The organism is Ruminococcus sp., from assembly GCF_017549005.1.
Taxonomy (GTDB): domain Bacteria; phylum Bacillota; class Clostridia; order Oscillospirales; family Ruminococcaceae; genus Ruminococcus.
The window spans coordinates 106810-132650 of sequence record NZ_JAFYYT010000038.1 but is presented as its reverse complement, the minus strand read 5'-3'; the positions used below and the strand labels follow the sequence as shown (position 1 = coordinate 132650).

Here is a 25841-nt window from a genome sequence, read left to right as displayed (position 1 = left end):
TCAATTAATTCTTCCTGATCGTTACCGTATATGTATCATTTTTCTTTTCACCGATCTCAATAGTCAGTCCCGTATCAACAGTTTGTCGGGCATTCTTGTCGTACCAGTGAAATCCCGGGATATTTCCGTTGATGATATCTCCCGTCTTATAAATATTATCAGATTTTTCGTCGTCTATAAGCCTTATGAAACGTCTGCCCTCGTAATTGTCCGTAAACTCAGAACCTGACGAATAACGGAAAGATGTCCACCAGCCGTTGTTATAAAGATCAGCTTCAACGTGGTATATCCTTATTCCCTCTCCCATAGCCACATACCACGGCGGAGAACTGTTATTGGCGTCCTTTGTGGTATATTCTATCATCATGTACTCGCTGTGGTAACGATTATCAAGTTTTCCATACGGGATAATAACGGTATTGCCCTTCGATGTCTGAGCATTATGGAGCGTAAAGCTCTGCGTTCCTGCTGAAGCGTCATATACCTGTACCTGATCGGTCCTGTACCAGCCGAGATGGAGCTTTGATACGCAGCTCAGGTCGCCGCCTGTATCGTCCATAAGCTCACTTCCTGCCTGACCGTGCAAGCCGTCAGCGTCACTGCTCTTATCGTATCTGTAGTAATCGGGCAGTCCCATACAGTGACCTGATTCGTGAGTAAGCGTAGATACAAAATCACGTGAGTCCGAGTTCGATTTTATCTGACAGTTTCCTGTTATCATATGACCTATTTTCAGCCCGTCATAGACGTATTTATCATTGGCGAACTGTACCGACGCAGGCCACCATGTATCCTTGCTTGCCTGCCCCGGAACGATCACAGTTACCGTGTCTATGTAACCGTCATCGTTGCCGTCAAAATCATGGAAGTCTATCGTGCTGTCAAGAGCCTTGCAGGCCTCGGTAAGAAGAGCCTTCTGTCCCTTGACTCCATTGTAATTGCCGACAGGATACGGGCAGTTGTAATAATAAGCCCTGCCGCTCAGATCAAGAGCTCCCTTAGAGGCTCGACTGAAGAACGCCGATACGCTCTCCCAGGGGTATTGACTGCTGTACGGATTTTCGGGGCCAAAGGCTGCCTCTTCTATCTTGTCCGTATCGGGATAATAGCTGAACTTGCAGTCCGAAAAATCCGCATAGATGATAAGCATTCTTCCGCTTCCCTGCGACGGCATGAACTTATAGACATCATTTACGGAAGCACCGATGAATTCACCGTTTTCTCCAATGGGATCATCGGGAACTATCTGTTCATTTTCCCACTGCCAGACCCATAGTCCGCTGTTATTCACAACAGCCTTTCTCAGCTGTACAAGGTCGAAAACATCAACTGCTCCGTCCTGATTTATATCAGCAGTAACAAAGTACTCCCCTGCTTTGAAACCGTCTGCTCCGTTGATACCGATAAACGACTCCTGAACGTGGTAGCTGTTGCTGTCGTTCAGTGGTTCGATACCGAGCAGATGTCGTTTCATAATAACAAGGTCAGCTACATTCAGCACTTTATCATTGTTCAGGTCTCCCATATAACCGATATGCTCCCAGTCAGCCGAAGCGGACAACGGGATTGCAGCCATAACTGCGAGCACAGCGGAACAGAGCAGAGAAAACATGTGACGATGAAATTTTTTCATAGCGGCTCCTCCTTTTTGCCGATAAGCAGAATATCCACCTTAATTATACAATATTAAGTGCTGAATGTCTATAGTTGACAAAATATTTATTTCAGAAAATATATTTTTATATTATATGACTGCATAGAGTAAATCAATACTCTTAATATATGACAAGCAAACTTTCAAACCCAAAGAATTCACATCATCATATTACCATATCCAAAATATTTACAAACCGTTCATTTTCAGCCGTTTTCTCAGAAAACAGAAAAAGCAGGAAAACGAGCGCATTTCACTGACGGACCCGATACCTGCTTTTCTCTGTATACTGCCTTTTTGAATACGCCTGACTGGAATCGAACCAGCGCACACCGCGTCGGAGGCGGATGCTCTATCCACTGAGCTACAGGCGCATATTTTCAAGTACCATATAATTATATCAAAAACTCTTGAAATTTGCAAGCTTTTATGATATAATTATAAAAAATATATTAGGAGGGAACGTTTTGGTGGACTATATCTATTTAATAGTTGCACAAACAGGTACCAGACCTGCGCGGTTCTTCAAGTTCTGTACTAAAAAACCGTTCAATCACGTTTCTCTTTCAGGGGATATGGAACTTTCGGAAATGTACAGCTTCTGCCGTACATACAGACCTTTTCCGCTGCCTGCCACCTTCAATAAAGAGATAGTCGGACAGGGCACTCTCGGTCAGTACCACAATATCCCGTGTGAAATATACCGGATAAGCGTATCTCCCGAACAAAAGGAAGCCTATAACAAACTTATTTCCCACTTTGCCCAGCACCGCAAGGTCTATTCTTACAACCTTCTCGGACTTCTTGCGGTATACTTCAACATCGAGTGGAAAAGAGAGCGCAGCTTCGTCTGTTCGCAGTTTGTCGCATACATTATGGATAAAATAGGCATTCCTCTCGACAAAGCCTTCTCGCTTTACACTCCTGATGATTTCAGGAATTTCCCGGGAGCCGATCTTATTTACGCAGGCGAGCTCAATACCTTCTATTACACAAGAAAATCCAAGCTATATACATAATGATATGATATACGCCGCAGCCCTTACCTCATCGGGCGCAAGGATATATGCTCCGCAGTAGGCTTTGCTTTCGGGAGCTATCAGCGATATATCAATATTTCCGCTGTGACCCAGCAGTTTCACGGACAGTTCCTCGTCCCTGAGCACAAGTCCTGCGGGAGCTATGCATTTATTGCTCAGCATATTATATGAATTAGCATATGAATTGATAAACATCCATGAGCCGCCGCTCAGAAGCAGATACAGAAAAGCTGCTTTCAGGGCGGTCTTTTTCTTTTTTATACGCATATTATCGTCCTTTCATTGAATTAAGGAGCTCCCCAAGCGAGCGCCCGAAAAGCTGCCCTGCAAACTGCACCTGCCCGAGAGTATTGCAGTGCGAGCCGACCTCGATAAGCAGGCTTCCGTTGGTGAGGTCCTGGTTATAGTGCCTGTAATCAAAGAGTATGGGGCGCGTCAAGCCCTCATGGTCGGATTCGAGCTTGCTCTGAAGAGTACAGGCAAAGTGGAAATTCTGCATATAATTCGGCATACCGAGAGTTCCGTCGTCGCAGCCCGATATTATCATTATCTGAGCCGCTTCCCTGCCGTCCACCTCAATAAACGGCTGATAGGCGTAACCCTCTCCCGAAATTGCGTCCCTGTGGATATCGAGGACCACCTTTATACTGGGATATTTCTCGAGTATCGGCGTGATAGTACCGCGGCTCCTGCCGTATGAACCGTTGTAAGAAGGATAATCGTGTATCTCTGTCGCGTGGACAACGCCTATACCAAGAGCTTCAAGCTCCGCCTGTATAGCGTTTCCCACCATTACCACATTCTTTGTATCGTCTGTAGTCCTGTAATTGAAGGTCGGGTCGTAGCTTTCGCGGACAAAGGGCTCAAAACTCTCGGTAGTGTGGGTGTGATAGATGAGCACAAGGGGTTCGTCTGTATCATCTACCGTAAAATTGGGATAATAGCCGCTTTCACGGAAGAGCTCCTCATTCGGGATACCCGTCCTGTTGTTCACCTGTCCTCCGCCCACGAGGTCAAAAAAGGAATTTCCGCTGTATTTTCCGTAGGCGGTACGGATTATCTCTCCGCCGTCGCTCCATACCTCAGGGTAGGGCTTTGCTCCTGCATCGGAGCTTTTCATGTCGAGAGGGTCGGGCAGTCTTACGTATTCCCTGTTCCTGTCGTCCTCATCTGCATAACCGTAGCCCTCGGACACTGTATCGGCTCCTGCAAGCATTTCGTCCTCAAGCTTTATGCGCTTTATCACTTCTGCGTCGGCACTTATATGATCTGCCGACGCTTTTTCCGTTATTCCCATCGTATAGCTGTCAGCTCCGTCAAAAAAGCCTTTTATACCTGCCATCTCCTTTGCTCCGAAAGCCGCTGCGGCAGGTACGAGCACAGCTGCGATACACCTTGCGAAGCCCCTTGTTTTTCTGCGTTTATGGCGCGTCATATACTCACCTCTTTCACTGAAATAAGTATATTCGGCACCGCAGAGCTATATGTCCGCATTTTCATGTCATTTTCCGACAGATAACGGCATATCATGGGAAAGAGGTGATAATGATGTACAAATGCCTTTCTGTCAGCAAGCTCCTGTACAGACTGCTGTCTGCGCTGCTGATTATGACCCTATGCGCGGCTTTTTTCATTGCAGGAAGAACGATATTCACTGCCTCGGCAGGAAAAAGCGGCGAAAAGCCTGTCCCTCTCCCAGTCATAATGTATCACAGCGTCTGCGGAAAAACGCCATCGGACTACACCGTAACTCCGCAGCAGCTCGAAAACGACCTTGCGTGGCTGAAAAACAATGGCTATACCTCTGTAAGCGCCCGACAGCTCATAGACTACACCAACGGCATAGGCGAGCTCCCCGGGAAGTCGGTCCTCATAACCTTTGACGACGGCTTTTACAATAATCTATCCCTTGCCCTGCCATTGCTGGAGAAGTACGATATGTGCGCCGTTGTCTCTATTGTTGGCAGGTATACCGACGATTATGCACCTGCCGACCCTCACGCGGACAGCTATTCCTACCTCACATGGGAGGACATATCGCAGCTTGCGGCTTCTGGACGGGTGGAGATAGGAAGCCATACCTATGATATGCACTCAAACAAAAGCAAAAGGAACGGCTGTGCGAAGCTACCGGATGAGACCTCAGAGGAGTACACTTCGCTCCTGAGTGCTGATATAGGGCTGCTGAAGACCGAGCTCATGCAGAACTGCGGAATAGCTCCTGCGGTTTTCGCCTATCCGTTCGGCGCACTCAGCAGGGAAAGCCTCCCCGTGCTCCGTGACAGCGGCATACTTATGACCCTGACCTGCCGCGAGGGCATGAACTATATCACTCGCGAGCCCCGCTGTCTGTACGGCATTTTCCGCTATAACAGAAGCGGACTGCTCACAACGGAAGAATACATGGCAAGGCTTTCAGCCGTGAACTGATATGTCAGCATATAAAAAAACAGCCATAAAGAAGTCAGAGCTCCTCTATGGCTGTCTGTCCGTTAATTATTCAAAAACAGGGATAAACTGTCTTGCTATCTGATCCTTGCCGCCTTCCTCCGGGGAGCTGCTGCCCGAATAGCTGCCTGCCGCTGAATTCAGGCTCGACCTGTAGCTCTCTATGAACTTTCCGAAGAACTCGTCAAAGGAATTGTATCCGCTTCTCTGCCAGTACTTGTCATACTTGGGATCACGGTACTTCTCATATCTTTCGGGGATAGTTCCGTCTTCCTCGTAGTCTGCGGCTATCTGCTCCGCATTCGCCACAAAGTAAAGATAATCGGGAGCTATCTTATACATGATAAATCCGTAGTAAGCAAACATCAGACCTGCCAGCACCGAAAGTATTATAGCCGTTATCGCAAAGCCCGTGCCCTTTCTTCTGCCTGCAAGCGAAACTATGGCAAGAATGAGACAGAGCGGAACTGAGATTATGCTCAGAGCCGTACAGCATGGCACAATATTTACAAGAGCTATTACAAAAGCCGCTATTGCCAGTCCGCCGCCCTTGCGCTCGGGAGGGAGATCATAGTTCTCGCCGTAATCGCCTCTGAACTCGCCGTCAGGGAAATATCCGCGTCCGTTATTGCTGCTGTATCCGTTGCTGTCGTAGTTGCCGTTGTTAAACATATCTTCCATTTTGTATTCTCCTTGCTTTATAAACTTGTTTCCCAGTTCCAGTTGCGAACCTCGAGTTCTTCAAGATTATATGGAGTTTTCTGATAAACGCAGTAGTTGAGCCAGTTTGAGAACATGAGGTTTGCTGTACAGCGCCATGAGAAAACAGGCATATTCTCAGGATTGTCCCCGGGGAAATAGTTATACGGTATCTGTATATCTATGCCCTTTTCCACATCTCTCCTGTATTCGTTGGCTATAGTGTCCCTGTCGTACTCGGAATGTCCGGTGATAAAGTACTGTCTGCCGTTTTTGTTTGCAACTATATGGACTCCTGCGATATCCGACGAGGTAAGCACCTCCAGCTGGGGAATGCGCTCGATATCGGCTCTGCGTACCTCCGTATTGCGGGAATGGGGAACGTAGAATATATCGTCAAAGCCCCTGAGGAGCTGACAGTTGCTGACCTCCGCCCTGTGAGGGAATATACCGAACATCTTGTGGTCGAGGGTATACTTAGGTATACCGTAATGGTAGTAAAGTCCGGCCTGAGCAGCCCAGCATATATAGATAGTGGAGAAAACGTGTGTCTTCGACCACTCCATGATACTGCATATCTCTTTCCAGTAGTCAACTTTCTCGTAGTCGAGCAGCTCCACGGGAGCACCCGTTATTATCATTCCGTCGTATCTGTCGTCGGCGATCTCGTCGAAGGTCTTGTAGAAGGCTTCAAGATGATGGTGCGAGGTATTTTTCGATGTATGCGAAGCCATCTGAAGCAGATCGACGTCCACCTGAAGCGGCGTATTACTGAGAAGTCTCAGCAGCTGACACTCCGTTTCTATCTTTTTGGGCATGATATTGAGAATGACCACTCTCAGCGGACGGATATCCTGATGTTCTGCCCTTTCTTTCGACATAACGAAGATATTTTCATTTCCAAGAGTTTTGAAAGCAGGAAGCTCTGAAGAAATCCTGATTGGCAATCCTTATCGTTCCTTTCGTATTTATTCTTTCTTGTTCCTGCAGCTCTGGCAGCCGTTCATGAAGCTGTCCAGGTCGCTGCACTGTCTGCTGTCTCCGCTCACAAAGCGAAGCTTTTTCAGATCGTCGAATCTGGAGCTGTCGTCAAGCTCGAAAAGCATATGCTTTATACCTTTCAGTACGCTTTTCAGCATGACGGAGCGGACAAGCCCGTCGCAAAGCATAAGGTCGCCGCCGTCGTCGTAATCGTAAACGACAGTCCTGTCAGCTCCGTAGGAATAGGCAATAAATCCTATAACGCCGCCCCTGTCAAGAGCCTCCGTGATGTGGAGCTCTGCGCCGCCTGCGGCTTCTTTCAGCTTCTCATAGCCGACAGTATCGAACCTTTCCTGTATCTCCAGCATATTACTTCTCCTTGCCTATGGCGTTACGCAGGGCACGGAGCTCCTCGGCTGTCAGCTCGCGGTAAGTTCCGGGCTTGAGCATACCGAGCTTGAGAGGACCGATGCTGATACGGCGGAGCCTTGCGACCTCGAGTCCCACAGCTTCGCACATCTTGCGTATCTGACGGTTCCTGCCCTCTTTTATGGTCATAAGGAGCACAACTCTGCCCTCTTCCTTTTCTTTTACCACAACAGAGGCAGGGAGAGTTTTCTTGCCGTCTATCTCGACGCCCTCGGACAGCCTTACTAGCTGTTCGTCATTTATGTCGGGGCGCACGGTAACGCGGTATGTCTTGGATATATGGCGGCTGGGGTGCATTATGCTGTTTGCAAACTCGCCGTCGTTGGTAAAGAGAAGAAGTCCCTCGGAATTGCGATCGAGACGTCCTACAGGGTAAACGCGCTCCTCAACGTCCGTGAGGAGGTCCATGACGCAGCGCCTGTCGAGCTCGTCCGAGACCGTGGTGACATAGCCTCTCGGTTTGTTCATCATGAGGTACAGGAAGCTCTTCTTCCTCGGCATATTGATACGCTCGCCGTCAACGGTGATGATATCCTTGAAGCCGCACTTGTCACCCAGCTTCACGGGGTGACCGTTGAGCTTTACCCTGCCCTGTGTTATGAGCTCCTCAGCTTTTCTGCGGGAGCATACGCCGCTGTCGGCGATCATTTTCTGAATCCTTATTTTTTCCACTTTTATCCAGTCCTTAAGGGGAGAAAACTCTCCCGAAAAATTCTTTTATCCTTGTAAACAGCCCTTTATTGGCTTTTTCAGCCTTTACGGGAGCTGCACTGATATTCTCCGCGGCATAGAGGGGTATCGTATCCACCTCCTGCCCGAACCGGCTTATCCTGAGTGCAGCCGCCTCATCGCCCTCTTTTACGGGAGCATACAGAAAAGGCGGTCTCAGCACCGTATATGTAAAGTCGTCGGCATTTCCTGCCACAGTTGACACGGTATATGTGCTGTTTTCCGGTACGAGCCTGAGCTTTTCCGAAGCACCGCCCACTATATCGGCAGTTATATCCTCCGGAAGCGAAAACTCAAGCTGACGCACTTCTCCGAAGCCGTATCCGTACATTGCAATATGGTCGTTCCAGTCGTTGCTGTCATTGAGAGTAACGCAAATCAGCCTTTTCCCGTCACGCTCGCAGGCAGATACAAGACAGCGCCCCGCCTCATCGGTAAAGCCCGTCTTTACGCCGTAAACTCCCTCATACATAGTGAGGAGCCTGTTTGTATTTTTCAGCCACCTGTCATACGGCGGATCGCCGAAGCGCACCTTTATGCTCTCTTTTGAGCAGATATCGCGGAAAGTCTCGTTTTTAAGAGCCTCCCGTGCAAGCAGAGCCATGTCCGCCGCCGATGAACCGTGTCCTTCACCTTCAAGTCCCGAGGGAGTGACGAAAAATGTCTTTGAAAGTCCCATTTTTGCGGCTCTCCGGTTCATAAGCTCCACAAAGGCTTCGATACTGCCCGATATCCTTACGGCTGCCGCATTTGCCGCGTCATTGCCCGAGGGCAGCAGCATTCCGCAGCACAGCGCATATTTCGTGACTGTATCCCCTTCGCGCAGCCCCATTGACGAGCCCTCCACCTTTATAGCCTCGCTGTCCACAACGAACTCGTCGTAAAGTCCGCCGCTTTCAAGGCACAGCAGAGTCGTCATTATCTTGGTAGTGCTTGCCATAGGGAGCTTCTCCGCGGCATTGAGACCGTATATCACCTCGCCGGTATCGGCAGATATGAGCACTGCCGCCTTTGCAGATATTTCGGGCTCTTCCGCTCCGAAAGCCGCAGTACCGCACATACATGGAAATATGAGCAGAACTGCCGAAAATACAGATATAAGTCGTTTCACAGGCACACCTCCGCATAAGTTCATGCTAAAGGATATGCCGTACATCACGGTTTTATGCTCAGTTTATTGAAACAGAGCCGTCTGTGATATCCGAGGTCTTTGCCTCAGCGTTTCCGCCCTTTTTCTTGCTGATAAAGCCGCTGACCTTGTCGATGATCGCAGGCATTTTCTCGATAGCGTTGCTGATAGGATCGTTTGAGCCCTCCATGTTCACCATCTTTGCAGAGCCGTCTGGAGCTATAACAAGGAATCCCTCAGGCTTTATGGAAACTCCTGCGCCTGCACCGCCGCCGAAAAGGTCCTTATCGTACTTTGACGGAAGGTCGGAGCCGCCTGACGCAAAGCCGTAGCTCACCTTTGAAACGGGGATTATCGTAGTTCCGTCGGGAAGCTTTATGGGTTCGCCGATTATTGAGTTTACGTCTGCCATTTCCTTGATCTTTTCAATGGAAATACCTAAGAGATCGCTTACAGGTGTATTGTTTGCACTCATGATTATATACCTCACTTCTGCCTTGCGGCGGATTTTTTCATTTTGCGTTTCATTCTGAATTTTCTCAGCTTTTCAGGCAGGAAAGTCCTGAAAAGGTATGTTATCAGGAACCATGCTCCTGCAATAACCACTGTTCCGAGACGGAAATACAACTTTCCGGCTGCGTCCCACCGTCCCTTTGATACGCCGAACTGCGGACGGACGTCTATGGTTTTCAGCCTTACTGTGAAAAGCTGGCTGAAAAAGGCTATCCCGTTGTAGACGAGAGTGGAATACTTACCGTATTTCAGCGCACAGTCATATGCGTCCTCGTCAGCTATAACAAAGTCGATATACAGGTCTTTCAGTCTGAAGCCCTTGAATATCTTCAGCATAGGGCGCTGAGCGCTCTCCCATATGCCAACAAGGAACTCTATTTTATCGCTCAGGGACTTCTTCTCCTCGTCGTCATCACCGCTTTCAGGAGCGGCCTCTTCCGCGAAGATATCCTCGTCGGTATCGTCCTTTTTCTTCCTGTCCTTCTTTTTCTTCGGCTCTTCCTCAGAGCTGTCCGGAACAGCTTCGTGAGTTCCGCTTCCGGCAGTCTCCGAAGAAGTTTCTGCAGCCGCCGCGGACTGCATATCACTTCCGGGATCATTCACGGGAATGCTGTCAAGCTCCTCTTCCCATTCATACTTATCCCGTTCTTTCTTCTTTTTCTGCTTCTTTTCCTTGATCTTTTTCGGTTTTTTTGGCTTTTCGGGCTTTTCCTTCTTCTTTGCCCTGCGCTTTTTCCACCAGCCGTAAATGCCTCCGCCCTCCGAGTCCGTAAGATTCAGCACCCACAGCTTCACCTTATAACTGAATTTCCCGTCGATATAGCTGAACTCACCGCCTGCGGGAGTTATCAGCACAAGAAGTATTATGCCTAAAACGGCAAGAAGTATATACAGCAGAATTTTCAGTACGATCATTCCTGCCGCTCCTTTCTGTTATTGTCTTTCCTGCTGAGCCTCTGCCAGCTCTCTGTCCACGAACTCGTCCTCAGTTTCGAGGACCAGGTCTCCCTGTCCCGGAAGAGGCGGAAGATCGGCAGTTGAACTGAGTCCGAAGCTTCTCAGGAACACGGAGGTAGTCCTGTAGACTATGGGCTTTCCCGGAACGTCAAGACGTCCCGCCTCCTCAACGAGCCCCTTTTCGACCAGATTATTGATGACCGAGGAGCTGTCGATACCTCTTACATTCTCAACGAAGCCCTTTGATACGGGCTGATTATAGGCAATTATAGTAAGAGCCTCCATAGCCGCATTTGAAAGCGGAGCAGCTCGTTTTGTCTCGAGAGCGGCTCTTATCTGTTCTGCATACTTCTCACGGGTACACATCTGATAGCTGCTGTCCAACTTTTTGATGCAGATGCCGCTTCCGCAGTCCTCATAGCGCTCATTGAGCAGCCTGATCATGGACGGGAGCGTTCCCGCGTCAACTCCGCTCGCCTCCGAAAGGCGGTATATCTCTATGGGCTCGCCGCTTGCAAAGAGTATAGCTTCTATTGCTCCGAGCCTGTCCTTGATCTCCAAGATTTCTTCACTCCGTTCTTTCTTCCCTTGAAGAATATCATCATATTATCGTCGCTTATGGTTATCCTGCCCGACCTCGTCAGTTCCAGCACTGCAAGGAAGGTGGCGACTCTCTCCGAGCGGTCGGTAACTCCGTCATAGAGCTTATCCATATATACCTCGCCGGTGGTGTACAGCTCGCGGAGCACATGGACTACCTTTGACATTACCGAAACGATACGCCGTTTCACCACTGAGTTTATCTTGTTCTCAACATGGAGCTTAGCGTGCTCGGACTTTATATTTTTCAGCGATATTGCGCTGTATGCTATTGCAAGCCTTTCCGGCTCGTGCACAAGTGTATAGGTCATGTCCGCCTTTATCTTCATGGGCTCGCGGACAAAAATACTTCCGCCCACATATGCGTCCGCAAGCTGCTTTGCGGCGATCTTGCAGAGAGAATACTCGATGAGAGCTCCCTCCAGCTCACGCTTCATCTGCTCAGCCTCCTCGGGCTGCGGCAGCAGCGACGCAGTCTTGATATATATGAGCCTTGCAGCCATTTCAAGAAATTCGCCTGCAAGCTCAAGATTCTGCTCATGAGCCTGATCTATGTAGAGCAGATACTGCTCCAGCAGCTTGGATATCTCGATATCGCAGATATTCAGCTTATGCTTTGCGATAAGGCTCAGCAGAAGGTCGAGAGGTCCTTCAAAGACCTCGAGCTTGAATGATATACTTTCCATATTTCACCGTAAAAACAGGGACCATTCGCTTCGTCAGCACTTATAAATGATCTCTCTCAGTAATGTTTGCGTAGCGTCCGAAAGATCGGGGAAAAAGAATATAAGGCGGTCAAGCAGCAGTCTCCACAGATACACAAGGGGCGCAAGTATCGAAAACTCGCCGTCGCTGACGCTTTCAAGGAAGAATACCGCAAGAAGTATAAATCTCGACCACTCCGTTATCTTCTGATAATTTGTGAAATACCAGCGCCTGAACTTCGGCCATGAGAACTGATAGAATATGTGGAAGCCGTCAAGGGGCGGTATCGGCAGAAGCGCTATCACACCGAAGAAAAGCGATGAGAAAGCCGCCTTTCTCAGCACGAAATACACGCTCGCCAGTATGAACGAGGCAGGACTTATGCCGAGTATCAGCTGACTTATGTTCCTGAGGAGCACATACATGATAAAGTACGTAACAGGCGCAGTCAGCGAGATAAGAGTAACGTCGCGCTTCATATTCTTCAGCCTTGCTACGTCGATATTGACCTCCCTGCTGAATCCGAAGCCGATTACCATTACCATGAGCATTCCGAACCAGTCCGTATGCCTGCGGAAATCAAGGGAAAGTCTCCCCTCTCCTGCGGCAGTCCTGTCACCCAGCTTTTGGGCGACCCACGCCTTAGCAAAGCAGGCAAGAGGCATTAAAGCAGTAAGCACGACTCCTCTGCTGACAAGTGTAAGAAAAACTCTGTATATCTTATATTCCATTTTATTCTCCCAAAACCTTTAATTACGCGCCGAAGACATCGGGTATCCACAGTACAGCCTTCATCATAAGTCCGTAGAGATATTCGGAGGCTATGGCAAGCGGAGAATATTTGGACGGAACAACGTTGATAAGGAAAAACAGTGCAAAGAAAACGTAATTTATCTCTCTCTGGTGCTGATATACCCAGCGGTCGAACTTCTCGGGCGTGAATGCGCGGAGAATGTTGAATCCGTCAAGGGGCGGCACAGGTATGAGATTGAACAGCGCAAGTCCGATATTGACGATAATAAGGAACTGCAGAAGCAGAAGCAGACACGACATGGTGTCATACTGATTGGTGATAAGTCTCAAATAAGCCATCTGACCGCTCCTGAAGCAGAGGATCACCGCAAATGCAAGCGCTGAAACAAATGACGCCAGCAGGTTTGAAACAGGTCCCGCAAGAGCTGTAAGCGCGTATCCTGCACGGTAATGCCTGAACCTCAGCGGGTTTACCTCAACAGGCTTTGCCCAGCCGAATCCGCCGAGTATCATAAGTATCGAGCCCAGCGGGTCAAGGTGTACGAAGGGATTGAGCGAGATCCTTCCCTGTCTCTGTGCAGTATCATCTCCAAGCCACTTCGCCATAAGGCCGTGAGCCGATTCATGCAGCGGTAAAACGAGGAGAAGCGTCGCTATCCTCGAAAAGTATTTCAAAAAAGTCTGGATATCCAAAGTGCCGCCTATCATATTAATGTCCTTTCTTTTATGCAGTATCATTAATGCATATAGATATACAATATATATTATACTATAAATCGCTATATATTTCAAGTAAAAAAGTATTTTTATGCTTCAAAAAAAATTTTTTTAGTTTTTTTTCAAAAAACACTTGCTTTTTTTCTGATTATGTGTTAGAATAATCATGTTGTATTTTTACAGGTTAGTTAAGGAGGTGCAACCTAATGGCAAAATGTGATATCTGCGGAAAGGGCGTAACCTTTGGTATCAAGGTTTCTCACTCACACAGACGTTCCAACAGAACATGGAAGCCTAACGTAAAGCGTGTTAAGGCTATCGTCAAGGGTACTCCTTGTCATATCTACGCTTGCTCAAGATGCCTGCGTTCAGGTAAGGTTGAAAGAGCTTGATCGATCAACATGGATAATGAAGAGCGTTCCTGACGGGGCGCTCTTTTTTCATTACAATAATCAGAGACAGGAGCTGAAAATATGTCACACCATGATGTTTCCCTGAATATTGACGACTGCGCCCCTGATGAAATATGGGCTAAGATAGATGAAGTCTACAGATCAATGGAATACTACAGCAAAGGTGAGAACTGTCTTACATGGCAGGGAAATGATATCGGGCTTTACTCTTCCGCAGAACCCGGCGGAATACAGATATCGGGAGAAATGCCCGACGAGATATGGGACAAATGGTACCCCGAGCTCAAAGCAAAGCTTACGGAAGCCCTCGGCTATGAGATCGGCGAGCCTCAGGACGGCTTCGGCTTCAAATACTGGGAACCATTCGTCAAAAGCTATAACGATATAAAATCCATAGACGGCAAACAGATAGTTTTCAATGACCTTTCGACCTTTTACTGGTCAATGTTCACGAACTTTGAAAGGGATATCACGGCAAAGCCGCCGTTTTTCCGTTTCAGCTCCCCTCTTATGGAGCTGAGGATAACCGTGGAATGCACAGGCCTCTTTGCTAAAAAGAAGCAGCATGAAGCCTTCCGTGAGCTTCACTTAAAACTCAGCGGCGTCGGCATACACACCCTTGATCTGTCCTGAAAACAGCCTTTTTACATAAATGTCATCAAAGTTCCACACGAAATGCACATTTTTTCGCCTGATATTTGTTTGACATGCTAAGTCAAGGTAATAATTTAAGCATTTAATTTCGTCATTCATACAAACTTCCCAAACCAGGCTATTAATTTTAGTGATATTGTGATATAATATATTTATGTATTAGAGGATCGACCTTGCGCACATACCGAGTGTACGTACAGGTCAGCAGGCCGTTCCGGCTTGCTTCGCTTGTTTACAGGGGGTAAACATTTTTAATGGACAGAAAACCAATACGTAATGATTTTTTCAGGTACATATTGGCAAATGTCACCAGCTCTGTAGGCGTATCTATCTATATACTGATAGATACGTTCTTTATTTCTAAGGGAATGGGGTCGGAAGGTCTTGCAGCACTGAACCTTGCCCTGCCTGTGTTCAATTTCCTGAACGGTTTCGGGCTTATGCTCGGAATGGGCGGTGGAAGCAAGTTCTCCATGATGTATTGCAGGACCGAACGAGAAGAAACTGACAGAATTTTCTCAAATGCGTTCATGACAACGCTGCTCATTGCAGCCGTGTTTGAGATACTGGGGATATTTTTCTCGCGGCAGATAACACATCTCCTCGGCGCAGACGCTGCCGTGTTCGAGATGTCGCACAGCTATCTGCACAGGATACTGCTGTTTTCGCCTGCCTTCCTTTTCAATAACCTGCTTGCCTGCTTTATGCGTAACGACTGCGCTCCTAAGCTGGCAATGCTTGGAATGCTGAGCGGCAGTCTTGTCAATGTAGTGCTTGACTACATTTTTATTTTCAGAATGGATATGGGAATGGACGGCGCGGCGCTTGCTACGTGTATCGCTCCGTTCGTAAGTATGGGTATTATGAGCATACATATCATCACAGGCTGGAACGCATTCAGTCTGCGGTTATCGCTCCCCTCTCCGAAGCTCATACGCGAGATAGTCTCGCTCGGACTGCACTCATTCTTTACAGAAGTTTCGGGCGGAATAGTCATACTTGTTTTCAATTTCGTAATTTATCGCCTGCTCGGCAATACAGGAATTGCCGCATACGGCGTCATCGCAAATATAGGAATAGTCTTTACGGCTATATATGTAGGTATCTCAGGCGGCGTGCAGCCGCTGATGTGCAGATACCACGGCAGAAAAAACGACGCAGCTATACGCTACCTGCTGAAACTTTCCGTAGTCACGGCGCTGATATTCTCGGCAGCAGCCTACGCTCTGCTTTTCATGCAGGTATCGCCTGTAGTCGGACTTTTCAACAGCAGCAGCGACAGGACATTACAGTCAATAGCCGAACACGGTCTGAGGCTTTACTTCCTCTTCATGCCGTTCATGGGTATAAACACCATACTTGCCGTGTACTTCTCGTCAAGTGAAAAGCCTCACACAGCGCAGATGATATCTCTCCTGAGGGGAACGCTCCTCGTCATACCGCTTGCATTCCTTGCATACTGCCTCGGCAGCATAAATCTGGTATGGCTGACTATCCCCGTTTCGGAGCTTGTCACCGCAGCCGCAGGCGGCGCGATATTCGCATTCGACCTCAGAAAGATACTTTCAGAGGACTTAAAACTCGCATACAGATGACAAAAGCCATGAGTTTCCACTCATGGCTTTTTCATTAATAATTGCATAATTGGCGAAAAGTTACTTTACCCACGAAAGGGATTCCAAAGGGTTCACAACCCTTTGGCAGAGTCCAGAGGCAGCGCCTCTGGTGGGGAGTGGGGCAAAGCCCCACATATAGCTTCAAAGCGCTCCGCAAGAGGTGAATTCAAAAAACAGTCCGGTGGACTGTTTTTGAAGAGGAGACGCCCTGCAAGTGAGGGCGTCTCCTTAAATAAAATAGTTTTTTGACAGACTGAGCCATGAGTTAAAACTCATGACTTTTTTATGCATAATTATGAATTATGCATTATCAGAGTATCTTCTCGGGCTCGCCCATAGGCGGCATAATGAACGCGGTAGCGTCCTCAAGGTGGAAAGTTTTCATCTTGAAGCCTGTTTTCTCGTTGTATATCTCCTTGAGAAGCGGACTGCTTGCGAACATAGCTTCCTGATACTTCGGATCATCGTCGAAAACGATCCTTCCCGTGTAGCGGAGCCATACGCCGTCAGGCTTGCAGGCAACTATCTCGCAGAGAGGGTTTGCGAGCATCTGTCTGTAAACTGCCTTGAAATCGCCCACAGCAAAAATCTCCTTGCCGTCGACCTCGACGTGAGCCCCGAAAGGTCTGAGCTTAGGCTGTGCTCCGTCGTTTGTTGCAACGAAAAAAATGCCTGCCTCCGTAAGAAAATCGTTAAGTTTGCTCATGATAAATATACCTCCTTATTTTTATCACTGATACTCATATAGAAACTTTTTTACTTTCTATATAAGCATCAGGCATAACGCCCTGAGGCGTTTTTGTCAGTCCTCGAAAAGCGGCGTGGAGAAATATCTCTCCGCAGTATCGGGAAGAATAGTGACCACTGTCTTGCCCTCACCCAGTTTTTCAGCAAGCTTGAGAGCAGCCGCTACGTTTGTGCCGCTGGAGATGCCGCACATTATGCCCTCCTTTGAAGCAAGGTCCTTTGCGGTCTGGATAGCCTCCTCGTCGGTAACTATATAAATATCATCGTATATGTTCTGGTTGAGTATATCGGGGATTATTCCGTCGCCTATTCCCATCTGAAGGTGAGTTCCGATGTTTCCGCCTGCCAGTATGGCAGCGTTTTCGGGCTCTACAGCCCATATTATCATATCTGGATACTGAGCCTTGAGAGCCTCGCCGATACCTGTGATAGTTCCGCCCGTGCCGATCCCCGAGCAGAAACCGTCTATCTTTACCGCAGTCTGCTCCAGGATCTCAAGAGCTGTATGGAACTTATGAGCTCCGATATTGTTCACATTTGCGAACTGCTGCGGAACGAACACGTTCTCGTCCTCTTCTGCCATTCTGAGGGCAGTATCAAGGCACTCCTGTATGCACTTTCCGATATCGCCGTCATCATGGATAAGCATTACCTCCGCACCGTAATGGTTGACAAGCTTACGGCGCTCCTCGCTGACGGAATCGGGCATTATTATGATAGTTCTGTAGCCCTTTACAGCTCCCACAAGGGCGAGGCCTATGCCCTGATTGCCGCTTGTAGGCTCAACGATCACAGTTCCCTCGTGTATTTTGCCTTCCATTTCGGCATGGCGGATCATGTTGTATGCTGTGCGTGTCTTTATGGAACCGCCAACGTTGAGACCCTCGAACTTCACGAGGACGTCAGCGTTTCCTTTTTTGTTCATTCGGTTGAGCTTTATCATCGGAGTGTGTCCGATAGCCTCCAGAACGTTGTTATATATCATTGGTTTATTACTCCTTGTCAGAACTCAGGTCAAAGGACAAAGAACCGAGAACTGAGATTATTTTGCTTTGGTATGCTGCCTGAGGACAGACAATATCCGCCCCTGCAAACTACTTGCCGATCACTGCTTTCTGCTTACTAATTACTCCCCGGCAGAAGCAAACTGGCTTTCATGACGTGTGAAGAAGTCCGTTCTCGGAGGCAGGAACTTCAGCTTGTGGCCGTTTCCTGTGAAATATGTAAGAGGCTCGAGGATAGTATCCCATGACCATATACGCTCATCAACATCAAGGTACTCGCGGAGCTTTTCAGTGCCGAACGGTGCCATCGGGTGGAGCAGTACGCCTGTTATCCTTATCATGTAGAACAGGTTCGCAAGAGCCTGTCTGAGCGCCTCCTTGTCGGGATATTCACCTGTAAGGGCCTTTGCCATGTACTTGCTGCCGTTGCGGATATAGCTGTCAAGAACGTAGGTACACTGGTGGAAAGCGAACTTTGACATATGTCTCTCATACTCGAGAACTGCCTTTTTCGCCTCCTCAAGGAACTTCTCCTCGGGAGCATTGTCGGGCATAACGCCGTCAAGCTCTTTCTGAGCGGTATAGAAAGCAGTTCTTATCATACGGTTGAAAACGTTTGAAAGGAGCAGACCGTCCTTTACAACAGGATCGGCGTCATCGGGCTTTGCGTCGGGATTATAGGGCTTCGGCATGAAGCTTACGGAACGCTGTCCCAGACCGAGACCGAGCCAGTGCATACGGAGCTGCTCAGGGGTGTAGTGGTTGAGCAGATCATCAGCCATAGGCGGCTTTACTGCGCCTGAGCTTGAAGCCTTCTTGTCAAGGAACAGGATATGGTGGTTAGCCACGATAACAGGGAGCTGCAGCTCTCCGTCCGCAGGTGAAGCAGTCTTTGTACCGCTCTCCTGCTGAGCCATCCACATTGCAGGCTCGGCAATACCGTAGAAGTAGATATTGTCCTGACCGATGAACTGATATACAGTGGAATCCTTGCTGCACCAGTAATCTCTCCACTCCTCGGTATCATGACCGATAGATTCAAGATAAGTCTCGGTAAAGGAGATAGGAGCCCACAGTGACTCAGGCCATACCCATACGGTAAGACCGTCAACGCCCTCCATAACAGGCGCAGGAACTCCCCACTCGATATTTCCCGTCAGACGGAAAGGGACAAGTGTCTTTCCCGTTCTGTAGCGTATGCCGTTTTCTGTGAGTATGCGGCAGGCTTCGTCGCAGTCGGAAAGCTTGCTGAACTCTATTGTAAATGAAGGCTTTTTGGGCTCTTCTATATAATTATGCTCGGGCATGGAGGCTTTCAGCTCCATGTACTTTTCCTCGAACTCGCGCTTTATGTATATAACGGGGTTCTTGAGGAACTCGTCGATGGTCTTCCATACAACGGGACGGATATCCTTGCGCTTTTTCAGTTCCTCGACCCATTCCTTCATGAGCTGCTCATAGTCGCGGAGCTTGAAATACCAGTTTGTAACAGGCTTCATTGTAGGAGTTTCGCCTGTAAGGGTGCTTATGGGGTTGATGAGGTTCTCGGGCATATACTGATGACCCATGTCACACTCGTCTGCATAGCCCTTTTCGGAAGTACAGCCGTCTACAGGACATTTACCGATGACCTGTCTGCCGTTGATGAAAACTCCTGCTTTCTCGTCAAAGAACTGCATGGTAGTCCTCTGCTCGAGCTGTCCCTTCTTGTGGAGGGAGCTTATAAAACGGTCTGTGACGGAGGCGTGTATCTCCTTTGAGCGTCCGAGACCCGAAGCTGCAAAGATATTGAGTGAAATACCGTAAGCGTCGAGGGTTTCCTGCTGCTTGTCGTGGTTTTTCTGTACGAAGTCCTCAAGAGAGCCGCTGAACTCGCCGTTCTTGACCTTGACTCTCCAGCCCTCTGCGATAGGCGAACCGTAGCAGTCCGTACCGCCTACAAAAATAACGTTTTCCTTGCCTATCCTGTCGCGCATGAAACGTGCAAAAGTGTCCGCGAACACGAACATTCCGCCGACATGACCGAAGTGGAGCTCCTTGTTGCCGTAAGGCATACCGCCTGTGACTATACATCTTTTCGGGAACACAGGACGGGGCATCTCAAAATTTTTCTTTTCTTTATTGTCTGACATCTTTATTACCTCTTTATTTCAATTCATAATTCATAATCGTGGTGTCCGCATATGCGGACGGATCTGAATAATTCAAGGTACCCATTAATTATGCATTAAGCAAAGGCTTGCAGCCTTTTGCGTGTGATCTCCTCGCCCAGAACGTGGCTCACTTCCCATATATCGGGAGCGTTTGCGTGTCCTGTGAGAGCTATTCTCAGCATATTCGTGATATGGACTATGCTTCCCCTGAACTGCTCGGGATTTTTCTTGTAGTCCTTGGGCTTTACAGCAAAGCCCATTTCCTCGGTTATAGCCTTTACCTTGTCGAACCAAACAGCAGAATCGTCATTATGGTCGTAGCTTGCAAGATACTTGCCGAAGAATTCCTTTACTGTTGCCTCGTCGCACTCCACGGGCATATCGTCTGTCACCCTGAAAGTCTCGTCATAGTAGAAGCTCATGAAATCGCAGGCCTGCTTCCAGGTCTCGATATCACGTCTTGGCTTTGCGCCGCCTCTGCCTATATTCAGAGCTCCGAGAGTTCTTTCCGGATACTTGTTTATGAGAGCTGCAAAGTCCTTATTGTACTCATTGCACCATTCCAGCCAGCCGTCGCGGACCTGCTCAGCGCTCATGCGGCAGATAACGTTCTTGGAAATATCCCTCATCTTGTCCAGGTCTACGAGAGCTCCCGAAACAGACATCTTTTCAAGAGTATACGGGAACTCATGGTAATCAGCCTCAGGGTTGGCGATACGCCACTCCTCATAGTTGGAATTCAGCAGAGTAAGAAGGAACTCCCATACAGCGTCCTTGCTGATACCCTCCTGCTGATAGTAGGCAAGTGCAAGCTCTGGGTCCTTTCTCTTGGAGAGCTTTCTCTTTCCGCCCGACTCCTCGTCTATCTTCATAAGAGTTGCAGTATGGCAGTATACAGGCTGCTTCCAGCCGAGAGTATTGAAGAGCTCAACGTGCATGGGCAGTGAAGATATCCACTCCTCGCCGCGTATAACGTGGGTCGAGCGCATAAAGTGGTCGTCAATAACGTGAGCGAAGTGATATGTTGGTATACCATCGCTCTTGAGGAGTACGAAATCCATATTGTTTCTCGGCATTTCCAGCTTTCCGCGGATAGCGTCCTCAACTGCGATGTTCTCGCCTGTCTCCTCACCTCTGAAACGGAGCACCCATTCCTTGCCTGCCTCGATATTTGCCTTTATCTCGTCGAGAGTAAGGTCGCGGCACTTTGCGTACTTACCGTAAATTCCGGGATTTTCCTTATTGGCGGTCTGCTGCTCGCGGACAGCTTCTATCTCCTCGGCAGTCATGAAGCAAGGGTAAGCAAGTCCCCTTTCGGTAAGGAGCTTCGCAAAAACGTGATATATCTCCTTACGCTGTCTCTGACGGTAAGGACCGTATTTTCCGTTGTCGCCCACTGCTGTGGCACCCTCGTCGAAGTGTACTCCGAAATAGTCCATAGCGTTGATGACAGTCTCAACAGCGCCCTCCACCTCGCGCTTATTGTCCGTATCCTCTATTCTCAGGTAGAAAACGCCCTGTGACTGGTGAGCTATACGCTCGCCGATGATGGCGTTGTAAAGGTTTCCGAGGTGAACGAAGCCCGTGGGACTTGGTCCGATACGTGTAACATTGGCTCCAGCGGGGAGCTGTCTTTCGGGGAAACGCGCCTCGATATCCTCGGGAGTATCCTTGACATCGGGGAAAAGGTAGTCTGCAAGTGCTTTATAATCCATATTATCAATCCTTTGTATGTTCTCCGTCTGTCTGCTGACAGACACATTTAATTTATTATATCACATTCTTATTATAAAGTCAAATGCAAGCCTTTAGCCGTTCCCCCCACAGCTGTCAGCCCGTGAAAAGGACATAAGAAAACTCCCCGTGAAAGCAAAAAAGCTGTAAAGAAGCTTTAGCTTCTTTACAGCTTTTTCTAAAATAATAAAGAACAGCGAAGAAATAAGAATTATATTGCCTCTTCGCGGACTAATTCCAATAATACTGCCTTTCAGCGATACAATTTTTATTCTTTCTTATTTATTGTTTCAAAGGACATGAGAAAAAATATCATGCCTTATCCTCAAGGAACCGCACAAGCATATTCCATGTAATGCAGTCCACCGTTCCGCTCTCGGCAATCCCGCAGCAGCTCTGAAATGCCCTTACCGCCCTGAAGGAAGCCTCGTCGAACTCGCCGCTCACTGATATTTTCGGCATATTATCGTACCACGCAGCAGCTTTCATAAGCATGGCCTGTATGATATAGACCAGCTCTCCGCTGTCGCCGCGGCATACCTTGAAGCTCCTCGACGGAAAAACATGGTAAGCCGCAGGAGCTTCTTCAATGTAATCGCGGTAAACTGCTGCTATCCTGTCCCATGTGGCGGTATCGGTCTCACCTGTGTCGGGAAGTCCGTATGCACGCTGAAATGCTTTTACAGCCTGCATTGTTGACTCGTCATATGTTCCGTCTGGGAGCACCTGCGGAATACGCCTGTCAAACAGTGATATCCCGTAAAGATAGCTCTGTAGCTCCCTGATGTGTTCTTTTTTCTGCTGCTCTGTATATGGCACGATACCAACTCCAATCATAGATTTATAATGAACTCAGAACTAAGCCTTATATGGACTCCTTTCCCTACCTGATAGTGTAGCCCGGGTTCTGATAGGGGCGCTTGTCGAATCCGTATCGCAGGTCGGAATATACGCCTGCTATCCTGTCCCATGTGACGGCTCCCACTATACCTGTAGTATCAATACCGAACTGACGCTGAAAAGCCGTTACGGACTGCTTCGTAAGAGGACCGAAATAGCCTGTATCGCTGACCGCAGGGATATCGGGATAGCTCCTGTTTATGTATGTGAGGTACTGCTGTATCGTCCTCACCGACTCTCCGTTCGCTCCCTCTCTCAGAACAGTTCCCGGATACAGTGCAACATAGGTATACTGCGGCGGAACGCTCTCCACTATGCCCTGATATGCGCGGTAAAGGTCGTTCCGCGTGGCTCTGTCCGCAACTCCTGTCTGAGGCAGTCCGAAAACACGCTGGAACGACTTGAGCGAACGCTCGGTCTGCTCCCCGAAATAGCCTGTTATCTCCACGGGTATGACTGCTTCATAGTAAGCTCCTATCACCGCAAGATAGTATTGCAGCATACTCACCTCTATGGACTGCATACCGATACTGAGGTCTTCCGTGAATCTCGGAGCTATCTCCTCGAATCGTACTCCCTCGGAATCCAGCTCCGCAAGCTTCTTGACGCTTGTGTAGATATAGGATATCCTGTACCATGTAGCCGCGTCCACAGCGCCGGTCTGCTCAAGTCCGAATACCTGCTGGAACTTCCTCACGGCATTCTCCGTAGGCGTATCAAATATGCCGTCTGCGGCAGGAATTTTTGGTATTGCCGGGAAGTTTCCCGATATACGGTTAAGCCACACCTGTACGAACTTCACATCGTTGCCGAAAGAGCCGTTTCTCAGCTCTGTACCCGGATACGACGGCAGAGCCGTCCGCACGGGAGCGTCCTGTACTATCTCTATGTCCTCGCCGTAGTAATATTTCAGTATCTCCAGCGAATTGTAGCCCCTTTCCGCAAGATACTGAGTCCCCCACTGTGAAAGTCCGCTGCAGGTAGTCGTCGTACCGTTGCAGAAGGCTGTAAAAAGCGGTTCCACGCTACCCTTCCGCCTTACGTAGTCGTTGAACAGCTCGTCAACAAGATAGCTTATATTCTCGAAATACTCCCGACCGTTTATGAATTTCTGGTCGAACTGAGTAGTCGCCGTGATATCGAAGTCGTACCCCCGTGAGCGGTACCATTCCGTATAGATACGGTTCAGCGCAAAGGAGACTATAGCGTAAATATTGGCTCGGAGAGCACTTATATTCCATGTGGGATATATCTCGCTTGAAGCCACGTTCTTGACATAAGAGGCGAAGTCCACCTCAACATTCGGGGCGTCGGAATCGGGAAAGCCTAAGTGAACGGTGATAGTTTCGGGGATAAAGGGCGTGCCTGTAAGCATGGTTCACTCCTTTCCGCCGCCGAAGCCCGGCTCTGCATTGTAGTAGGTCACAGTTTCATCGTCGCTGCTCATCATAAGCGGAACAGGTATGAGGTTGAAGTTCTGGACCGAGGTTATCCCCGAAAATACAGGAACATCAACGCTTCTTGCGCGGAAGAAGCCCTCTGCGTAAACGCTTACGTCGAAAAGGTTATAGGGTCTCTCGTCGGGGTCGGGCGTCTGAGAGTGCTCAAGGTCAGGCACAGGTACCGAGAATTTCGGCGATACGCCGCTCTCATCGGTAGCTCCCGAAGCAAGAACGAGCCTTTTCCCGTCCACCACAGCCGTTACCTTTACAAAAGCCCCCTCAACAGCAGAGGAATCGTCACCTGTCCGCACATTTACAAGTATATAGCCCCTTTCGCTGCCGAGCAGCTCTTCGGAGCTGTATTCCTGCGGCGCGTCGTCCTCGGTGTTCTCCGTACCGAGATCCGTATCCAGCCCTGAAAGATCGGGCTCGGGATAGCGGCTGTTGTAGTCCTCTGCCTCGCCGCTGCCGTCACTTCCGCTGAATTCGGCATAGGCAGTATCGTCAGGAAGCTCCTCCGTTTTCTCATTCTCGGTTTTCGGCAGTTCCTCGCCATGTGAAGAGCTTCTGCTGTATAGCTTCATAAGCTCCTGTTTATATTTTTCAGTATCGAAATTACCGTTTTTCATACTATCTCCTCCCTGTACATCATATTCACGTTCAATGCCGAATATTACACATCGAAACAGATCAATGGCATTTCCCGGCACTTGACAACGCACAGAGATTAGATTATAATAGTTTATATCAAACCTTTTAAGGAGCGTTCAGTATGCAGACAAGATCATTAATAGCGCTTTGTATCGCGATAGTCGCCGCAGCGTTCATGATCCTCGCAGGAAAGTCCTGTGCCGAGGACATCGCTAAGGCCAATAAAAAGCACCCTCACCTTATAACTGACCCTACTACGCCGTTCAATACTGCGGATCTTACTCCGCCCAACTATAAGCCCACATCTGCAAGTGAAGAGTCAGAAACCGGCGAAACCGAGGAAACTACAGGTTTCTTCAGCGAGATACTCACAGACGAGTTCGGTATGATGATAGAGACAACTGCTCCCACGGAATCAGGACAGATGTACATGATAGTCACCGACGCAAACGGACAGATATCACAGATGATACCTGTTACAGGCTCTGACGATGCCGATACTCCGACTACTCTTGATTTCCTTGAGCAGTATCAGGCTGAACAGGCTTCAAGGGACGCTGCCGATCAGGAAAGGCGCGAGGCTGACACCACGGAATTTGACCCCGACAGAACAATTGAGATACCATTTGTAGATTATTATTAATATAAAGGAGAAATCATCATGGTTATTATCGAAATGGAAAACGGAAAGAAAATAAAGATAGAGCTTTATCCCGATATCGCTCCTATCTCATGCGAGAACTTCGAGAAGCTCGTAAAACAGGGCTTTTATGACGGTCTCACATTCCACAGAGTTATCCCGGGATTTATGATACAGGGCGGCTGCCCCAACGGTACCGGCACAGGCGGTCCCGGCTGGCACATCAAGGGCGAATTTGCTGCAAACGGCGTTAAGAACGACCTCAAGCATACAAGAGGAGTTCTCTCAATGGCCCGCTCAATGATGCCCGATTCCGCAGGCTCCCAGTTCTTCATCATGCACGAGGACGCTCCTCACCTTGACGGAAACTATGCCGCATTCGGCAAGGTAGTCGAGGGCATGGAGGTAGTTGACGAGATAGCAGAGTGCGCTACAGACTATCAGGACAAGCCTACAACTCCTCAGATCATGAAGAAAGTCACCATTGAGTGATAAGTGATAAGATATCAAAAGCCCGAAAGCAACGCTTTCGG

Annotated in this window: 28 protein-coding genes and 1 tRNA gene; 7 read left to right on the top strand and 22 right to left on the bottom strand. The window is 48.6% G+C overall.

Annotation, left to right across the window (positions count from 1 at the left end; genetic code table 11):
• Window positions 1-4 precede the first annotated feature (4 nt).
• Together IKW96_RS09970 and IKW96_RS09965 are read right to left on the bottom strand one after the other, a co-directional pair.
• Entirely contained in the window at window positions 5-1633 is a 1629-nt protein-coding gene (locus IKW96_RS09970; protein ID WP_296573964.1) for a dockerin type I domain-containing protein, read from the bottom strand.
• 323 nt (window positions 1634-1956) lie between these two features.
• Window positions 1957-2028, bottom strand: a tRNA-Arg gene (locus tag IKW96_RS09965).
• Between the two features lie 96 nt (window positions 2029-2124).
• On the opposite strand from IKW96_RS09965, the gene IKW96_RS09960 reads away from it, so the two are divergent.
• Window positions 2125-2673: a hypothetical protein gene (locus IKW96_RS09960; RefSeq protein WP_296574125.1), complete on the top strand. Its 549-nt coding sequence runs from the start codon at window positions 2125-2127 to the stop codon at window positions 2671-2673.
• Here IKW96_RS09960 and IKW96_RS09955 read toward each other — a convergent pair.
• Together IKW96_RS09955 and spoIIP are read right to left on the bottom strand one after the other, a co-directional pair.
• Window positions 2662-2961 carry a hypothetical protein gene (locus tag IKW96_RS09955; protein WP_296573962.1) on the bottom strand — a complete coding sequence of 100 codons (300 nt, stop codon included), beginning with the start codon at window positions 2959-2961 and terminating at the stop codon, window positions 2662-2664. The two genes, IKW96_RS09960 and IKW96_RS09955, sit on opposite strands and share 12 nt — an antisense overlap.
• A gap of 1 nt (window position 2962) precedes the next feature.
• Entirely contained in the window at window positions 2963-4129 is a 1167-nt protein-coding gene (spoIIP, locus tag IKW96_RS09950; protein ID WP_296573959.1) for a stage II sporulation protein P, read from the bottom strand.
• Window positions 4130-4239: 110 nt separating this feature from the next.
• On the opposite strand from spoIIP, the gene IKW96_RS09945 reads away from it, so the two are divergent.
• The gene (locus tag IKW96_RS09945; RefSeq protein ID WP_296573958.1) at window positions 4240-5124 is read left to right on the top strand and encodes a polysaccharide deacetylase family protein; all 885 of its coding nucleotides are present in this window, start codon (window positions 4240-4242) and stop codon (window positions 5122-5124) included.
• 66 nt (window positions 5125-5190) lie between these two features.
• Here the strand turns inward: IKW96_RS09945 and IKW96_RS09940 are convergent, their stop codons facing one another.
• From IKW96_RS09940 to IKW96_RS09890, 11 genes are read right to left on the bottom strand one after another with little or no spacing between them, the layout of a single operon-like run.
• Window positions 5191-5823 (bottom strand): DUF4190 domain-containing protein, encoded by a 633-nt coding sequence (locus tag IKW96_RS09940; protein ID WP_296573954.1) that lies wholly within the window; start codon window positions 5821-5823, stop codon window positions 5191-5193.
• Window positions 5824-5840: 17 nt separating this feature from the next.
• On the bottom strand, window positions 5841-6788 hold the full coding sequence (gene metA, locus IKW96_RS09935) for a homoserine O-succinyltransferase (protein ID WP_296573951.1): 948 nt from the start codon (window positions 6786-6788) through the stop codon (window positions 5841-5843).
• A gap of 21 nt (window positions 6789-6809) precedes the next feature.
• On the bottom strand, window positions 6810-7190 hold the full coding sequence (locus tag IKW96_RS09930) for a hypothetical protein (RefSeq protein ID WP_296573949.1): 381 nt from the start codon (window positions 7188-7190) through the stop codon (window positions 6810-6812).
• Window position 7191: 1 nt separating this feature from the next.
• Entirely contained in the window at window positions 7192-7923 is a 732-nt protein-coding gene (locus IKW96_RS09925) for a pseudouridine synthase (protein ID WP_296573946.1), read from the bottom strand.
• Window positions 7924-7936: 13 nt separating this feature from the next.
• Window positions 7937-9091 (bottom strand): D-alanyl-D-alanine carboxypeptidase family protein, encoded by a 1155-nt coding sequence (locus IKW96_RS09920; RefSeq protein WP_296573943.1) that lies wholly within the window; start codon window positions 9089-9091, stop codon window positions 7937-7939.
• A 58-nt stretch (window positions 9092-9149) separates the two neighbouring features.
• On the bottom strand, window positions 9150-9584 hold the full coding sequence (locus tag IKW96_RS09915) for a GerW family sporulation protein (RefSeq protein ID WP_296573940.1): 435 nt from the start codon (window positions 9582-9584) through the stop codon (window positions 9150-9152).
• An 11-nt stretch (window positions 9585-9595) separates the two neighbouring features.
• Entirely contained in the window at window positions 9596-10537 is a 942-nt protein-coding gene (locus IKW96_RS09910; protein WP_296573937.1) for a hypothetical protein, read from the bottom strand.
• Between the two features lie 18 nt (window positions 10538-10555).
• Window positions 10556-11140, bottom strand: a complete 585-nt coding sequence (scpB, locus tag IKW96_RS09905; RefSeq protein WP_296573930.1) for an SMC-Scp complex subunit ScpB — start codon at window positions 11138-11140, stop codon at window positions 10556-10558.
• On the bottom strand, window positions 11110-11865 hold the full coding sequence (locus tag IKW96_RS09900; protein WP_296573927.1) for a segregation/condensation protein A: 756 nt from the start codon (window positions 11863-11865) through the stop codon (window positions 11110-11112). The genes scpB and IKW96_RS09900 overlap by 31 nt, the downstream gene beginning before the upstream one ends.
• 33 nt (window positions 11866-11898) lie before the next feature.
• Window positions 11899-12615, bottom strand: coding sequence for a site-2 protease family protein (locus tag IKW96_RS09895; protein ID WP_296573924.1), 717 nt, complete (start codon window positions 12613-12615; stop codon window positions 11899-11901).
• Between the two features lie 22 nt (window positions 12616-12637).
• A complete protein-coding gene (locus tag IKW96_RS09890) occupies window positions 12638-13345 on the bottom strand; it encodes a site-2 protease family protein (RefSeq protein WP_296573921.1) in 708 nt (235 codons plus the stop codon).
• A 215-nt stretch (window positions 13346-13560) separates the two neighbouring features.
• Between IKW96_RS09890 and rpmB the strand changes: the two genes are divergently transcribed.
• From rpmB to IKW96_RS09875, 3 genes are all read left to right on the top strand, one after another.
• Window positions 13561-13746 (top strand): 50S ribosomal protein L28, encoded by a 186-nt coding sequence (gene rpmB, locus IKW96_RS09885; protein WP_019678047.1) that lies wholly within the window; start codon window positions 13561-13563, stop codon window positions 13744-13746.
• 81 nt (window positions 13747-13827) lie between these two features.
• Window positions 13828-14400, top strand: coding sequence for a hypothetical protein (locus IKW96_RS09880; protein ID WP_296573918.1), 573 nt, complete (start codon window positions 13828-13830; stop codon window positions 14398-14400).
• Between the two features lie 275 nt (window positions 14401-14675).
• Window positions 14676-16016 carry an MATE family efflux transporter gene (locus IKW96_RS09875; RefSeq protein WP_296573914.1) on the top strand — a complete coding sequence of 447 codons (1341 nt, stop codon included), beginning with the start codon at window positions 14676-14678 and terminating at the stop codon, window positions 16014-16016.
• 331 nt (window positions 16017-16347) lie between these two features.
• Here IKW96_RS09875 and IKW96_RS09870 read toward each other — a convergent pair whose 3' ends face one another.
• From IKW96_RS09870 to IKW96_RS09840, 7 genes are all read right to left on the bottom strand, one after another.
• Window positions 16348-16743, bottom strand: coding sequence for a pyridoxamine 5'-phosphate oxidase family protein (locus tag IKW96_RS09870; RefSeq protein ID WP_296573912.1), 396 nt, complete (start codon window positions 16741-16743; stop codon window positions 16348-16350).
• 96 nt (window positions 16744-16839) lie between these two features.
• Complete coding sequence (cysK, locus tag IKW96_RS09865) at window positions 16840-17769, bottom strand: cysteine synthase A (RefSeq protein WP_296573908.1); 930 nt, start codon at window positions 17767-17769, stop codon at window positions 16840-16842.
• Window positions 17770-17910: 141 nt separating this feature from the next.
• Entirely contained in the window at window positions 17911-19920 is a 2010-nt protein-coding gene (locus tag IKW96_RS09860; RefSeq protein WP_296573906.1) for a class I tRNA ligase family protein, read from the bottom strand.
• A 95-nt stretch (window positions 19921-20015) separates the two neighbouring features.
• Window positions 20016-21656, bottom strand: a complete 1641-nt coding sequence (locus tag IKW96_RS09855; protein WP_296573903.1) for a glutamate--tRNA ligase family protein — start codon at window positions 21654-21656, stop codon at window positions 20016-20018.
• A 331-nt stretch (window positions 21657-21987) separates the two neighbouring features.
• Window positions 21988-22494: a peptidoglycan-binding protein gene (locus tag IKW96_RS09850; RefSeq protein WP_296573900.1), complete on the bottom strand. Its 507-nt coding sequence runs from the start codon at window positions 22492-22494 to the stop codon at window positions 21988-21990.
• 64 nt (window positions 22495-22558) lie between these two features.
• Entirely contained in the window at window positions 22559-23950 is a 1392-nt protein-coding gene (locus tag IKW96_RS09845) for a peptidoglycan-binding protein (RefSeq protein WP_296573897.1), read from the bottom strand.
• A gap of 3 nt (window positions 23951-23953) precedes the next feature.
• Entirely contained in the window at window positions 23954-24646 is a 693-nt protein-coding gene (locus IKW96_RS09840; protein WP_296573894.1) for a carboxypeptidase regulatory-like domain-containing protein, read from the bottom strand.
• A 143-nt stretch (window positions 24647-24789) separates the two neighbouring features.
• Between IKW96_RS09840 and IKW96_RS09835 the strand changes: the two genes are divergently transcribed.
• The gene (locus IKW96_RS09835) at window positions 24790-25311 is read left to right on the top strand and encodes a hypothetical protein (RefSeq protein WP_296573891.1); all 522 of its coding nucleotides are present in this window, start codon (window positions 24790-24792) and stop codon (window positions 25309-25311) included.
• Window positions 25312-25329: 18 nt separating this feature from the next.
• Window positions 25330-25800, top strand: coding sequence for a peptidylprolyl isomerase (locus IKW96_RS09830; protein WP_294750612.1), 471 nt, complete (start codon window positions 25330-25332; stop codon window positions 25798-25800).
• Window positions 25801-25841: the final 41 nt, after the last annotated feature.

What these genes read in the sequence shown, in the direction of transcription:
- IKW96_RS09970 (WP_296573964.1), bottom strand. Translation starts at nt 1,633, where the DNA reads ATGAAAAAATTTCATCGTCACATGTTTTCTCTGCTCTGTTCCGCTGTG.
- IKW96_RS09955 (WP_296573962.1), bottom strand. Translation starts at nt 2,961, where the DNA reads ATGCGTATAAAAAAGAAAAAGACCGCCCTGAAAGCAGCTTTTCTGTAT.
- spoIIP (WP_296573959.1), bottom strand. Translation starts at nt 4,129, where the DNA reads ATGACGCGCCATAAACGCAGAAAAACAAGGGGCTTCGCAAGGTGTATC.
- IKW96_RS09945 (WP_296573958.1), top strand. Translation starts at nt 4,240, where the DNA reads ATGATGTACAAATGCCTTTCTGTCAGCAAGCTCCTGTACAGACTGCTG.
- IKW96_RS09940 (WP_296573954.1), bottom strand. Translation starts at nt 5,823, where the DNA reads ATGGAAGATATGTTTAACAACGGCAACTACGACAGCAACGGATACAGC.
- IKW96_RS09930 (WP_296573949.1), bottom strand. Translation starts at nt 7,190, where the DNA reads ATGCTGGAGATACAGGAAAGGTTCGATACTGTCGGCTATGAGAAGCTG.
- IKW96_RS09915 (WP_296573940.1), bottom strand. Translation starts at nt 9,584, where the DNA reads ATGAGTGCAAACAATACACCTGTAAGCGATCTCTTAGGTATTTCCATT.
- IKW96_RS09910 (WP_296573937.1), bottom strand. Translation starts at nt 10,537, where the DNA reads ATGATCGTACTGAAAATTCTGCTGTATATACTTCTTGCCGTTTTAGGC.
- IKW96_RS09900 (WP_296573927.1), bottom strand. Translation starts at nt 11,865, where the DNA reads ATGGAAAGTATATCATTCAAGCTCGAGGTCTTTGAAGGACCTCTCGAC.
- IKW96_RS09895 (WP_296573924.1), bottom strand. Translation starts at nt 12,615, where the DNA reads ATGGAATATAAGATATACAGAGTTTTTCTTACACTTGTCAGCAGAGGA.
- IKW96_RS09890 (WP_296573921.1), bottom strand. Translation starts at nt 13,345, where the DNA reads ATGATAGGCGGCACTTTGGATATCCAGACTTTTTTGAAATACTTTTCG.
- rpmB (WP_019678047.1), top strand. Translation starts at nt 13,561, where the DNA reads ATGGCAAAATGTGATATCTGCGGAAAGGGCGTAACCTTTGGTATCAAG.
- IKW96_RS09880 (WP_296573918.1), top strand. Translation starts at nt 13,828, where the DNA reads ATGTCACACCATGATGTTTCCCTGAATATTGACGACTGCGCCCCTGAT.
- IKW96_RS09875 (WP_296573914.1), top strand. Translation starts at nt 14,676, where the DNA reads ATGGACAGAAAACCAATACGTAATGATTTTTTCAGGTACATATTGGCA.
- IKW96_RS09870 (WP_296573912.1), bottom strand. Translation starts at nt 16,743, where the DNA reads ATGAGCAAACTTAACGATTTTCTTACGGAGGCAGGCATTTTTTTCGTT.
- cysK (WP_296573908.1), bottom strand. Translation starts at nt 17,769, where the DNA reads ATGATATATAACAACGTTCTGGAGGCTATCGGACACACTCCGATGATA.
- IKW96_RS09860 (WP_296573906.1), bottom strand. Translation starts at nt 19,920, where the DNA reads ATGTCAGACAATAAAGAAAAGAAAAATTTTGAGATGCCCCGTCCTGTG.
- IKW96_RS09855 (WP_296573903.1), bottom strand. Translation starts at nt 21,656, where the DNA reads ATGGATTATAAAGCACTTGCAGACTACCTTTTCCCCGATGTCAAGGAT.
- IKW96_RS09845 (WP_296573897.1), bottom strand. Translation starts at nt 23,950, where the DNA reads ATGCTTACAGGCACGCCCTTTATCCCCGAAACTATCACCGTTCACTTA.
- IKW96_RS09840 (WP_296573894.1), bottom strand. Translation starts at nt 24,646, where the DNA reads ATGAAAAACGGTAATTTCGATACTGAAAAATATAAACAGGAGCTTATG.
- IKW96_RS09835 (WP_296573891.1), top strand. Translation starts at nt 24,790, where the DNA reads ATGCAGACAAGATCATTAATAGCGCTTTGTATCGCGATAGTCGCCGCA.
- IKW96_RS09830 (WP_294750612.1), top strand. Translation starts at nt 25,330, where the DNA reads ATGGTTATTATCGAAATGGAAAACGGAAAGAAAATAAAGATAGAGCTT.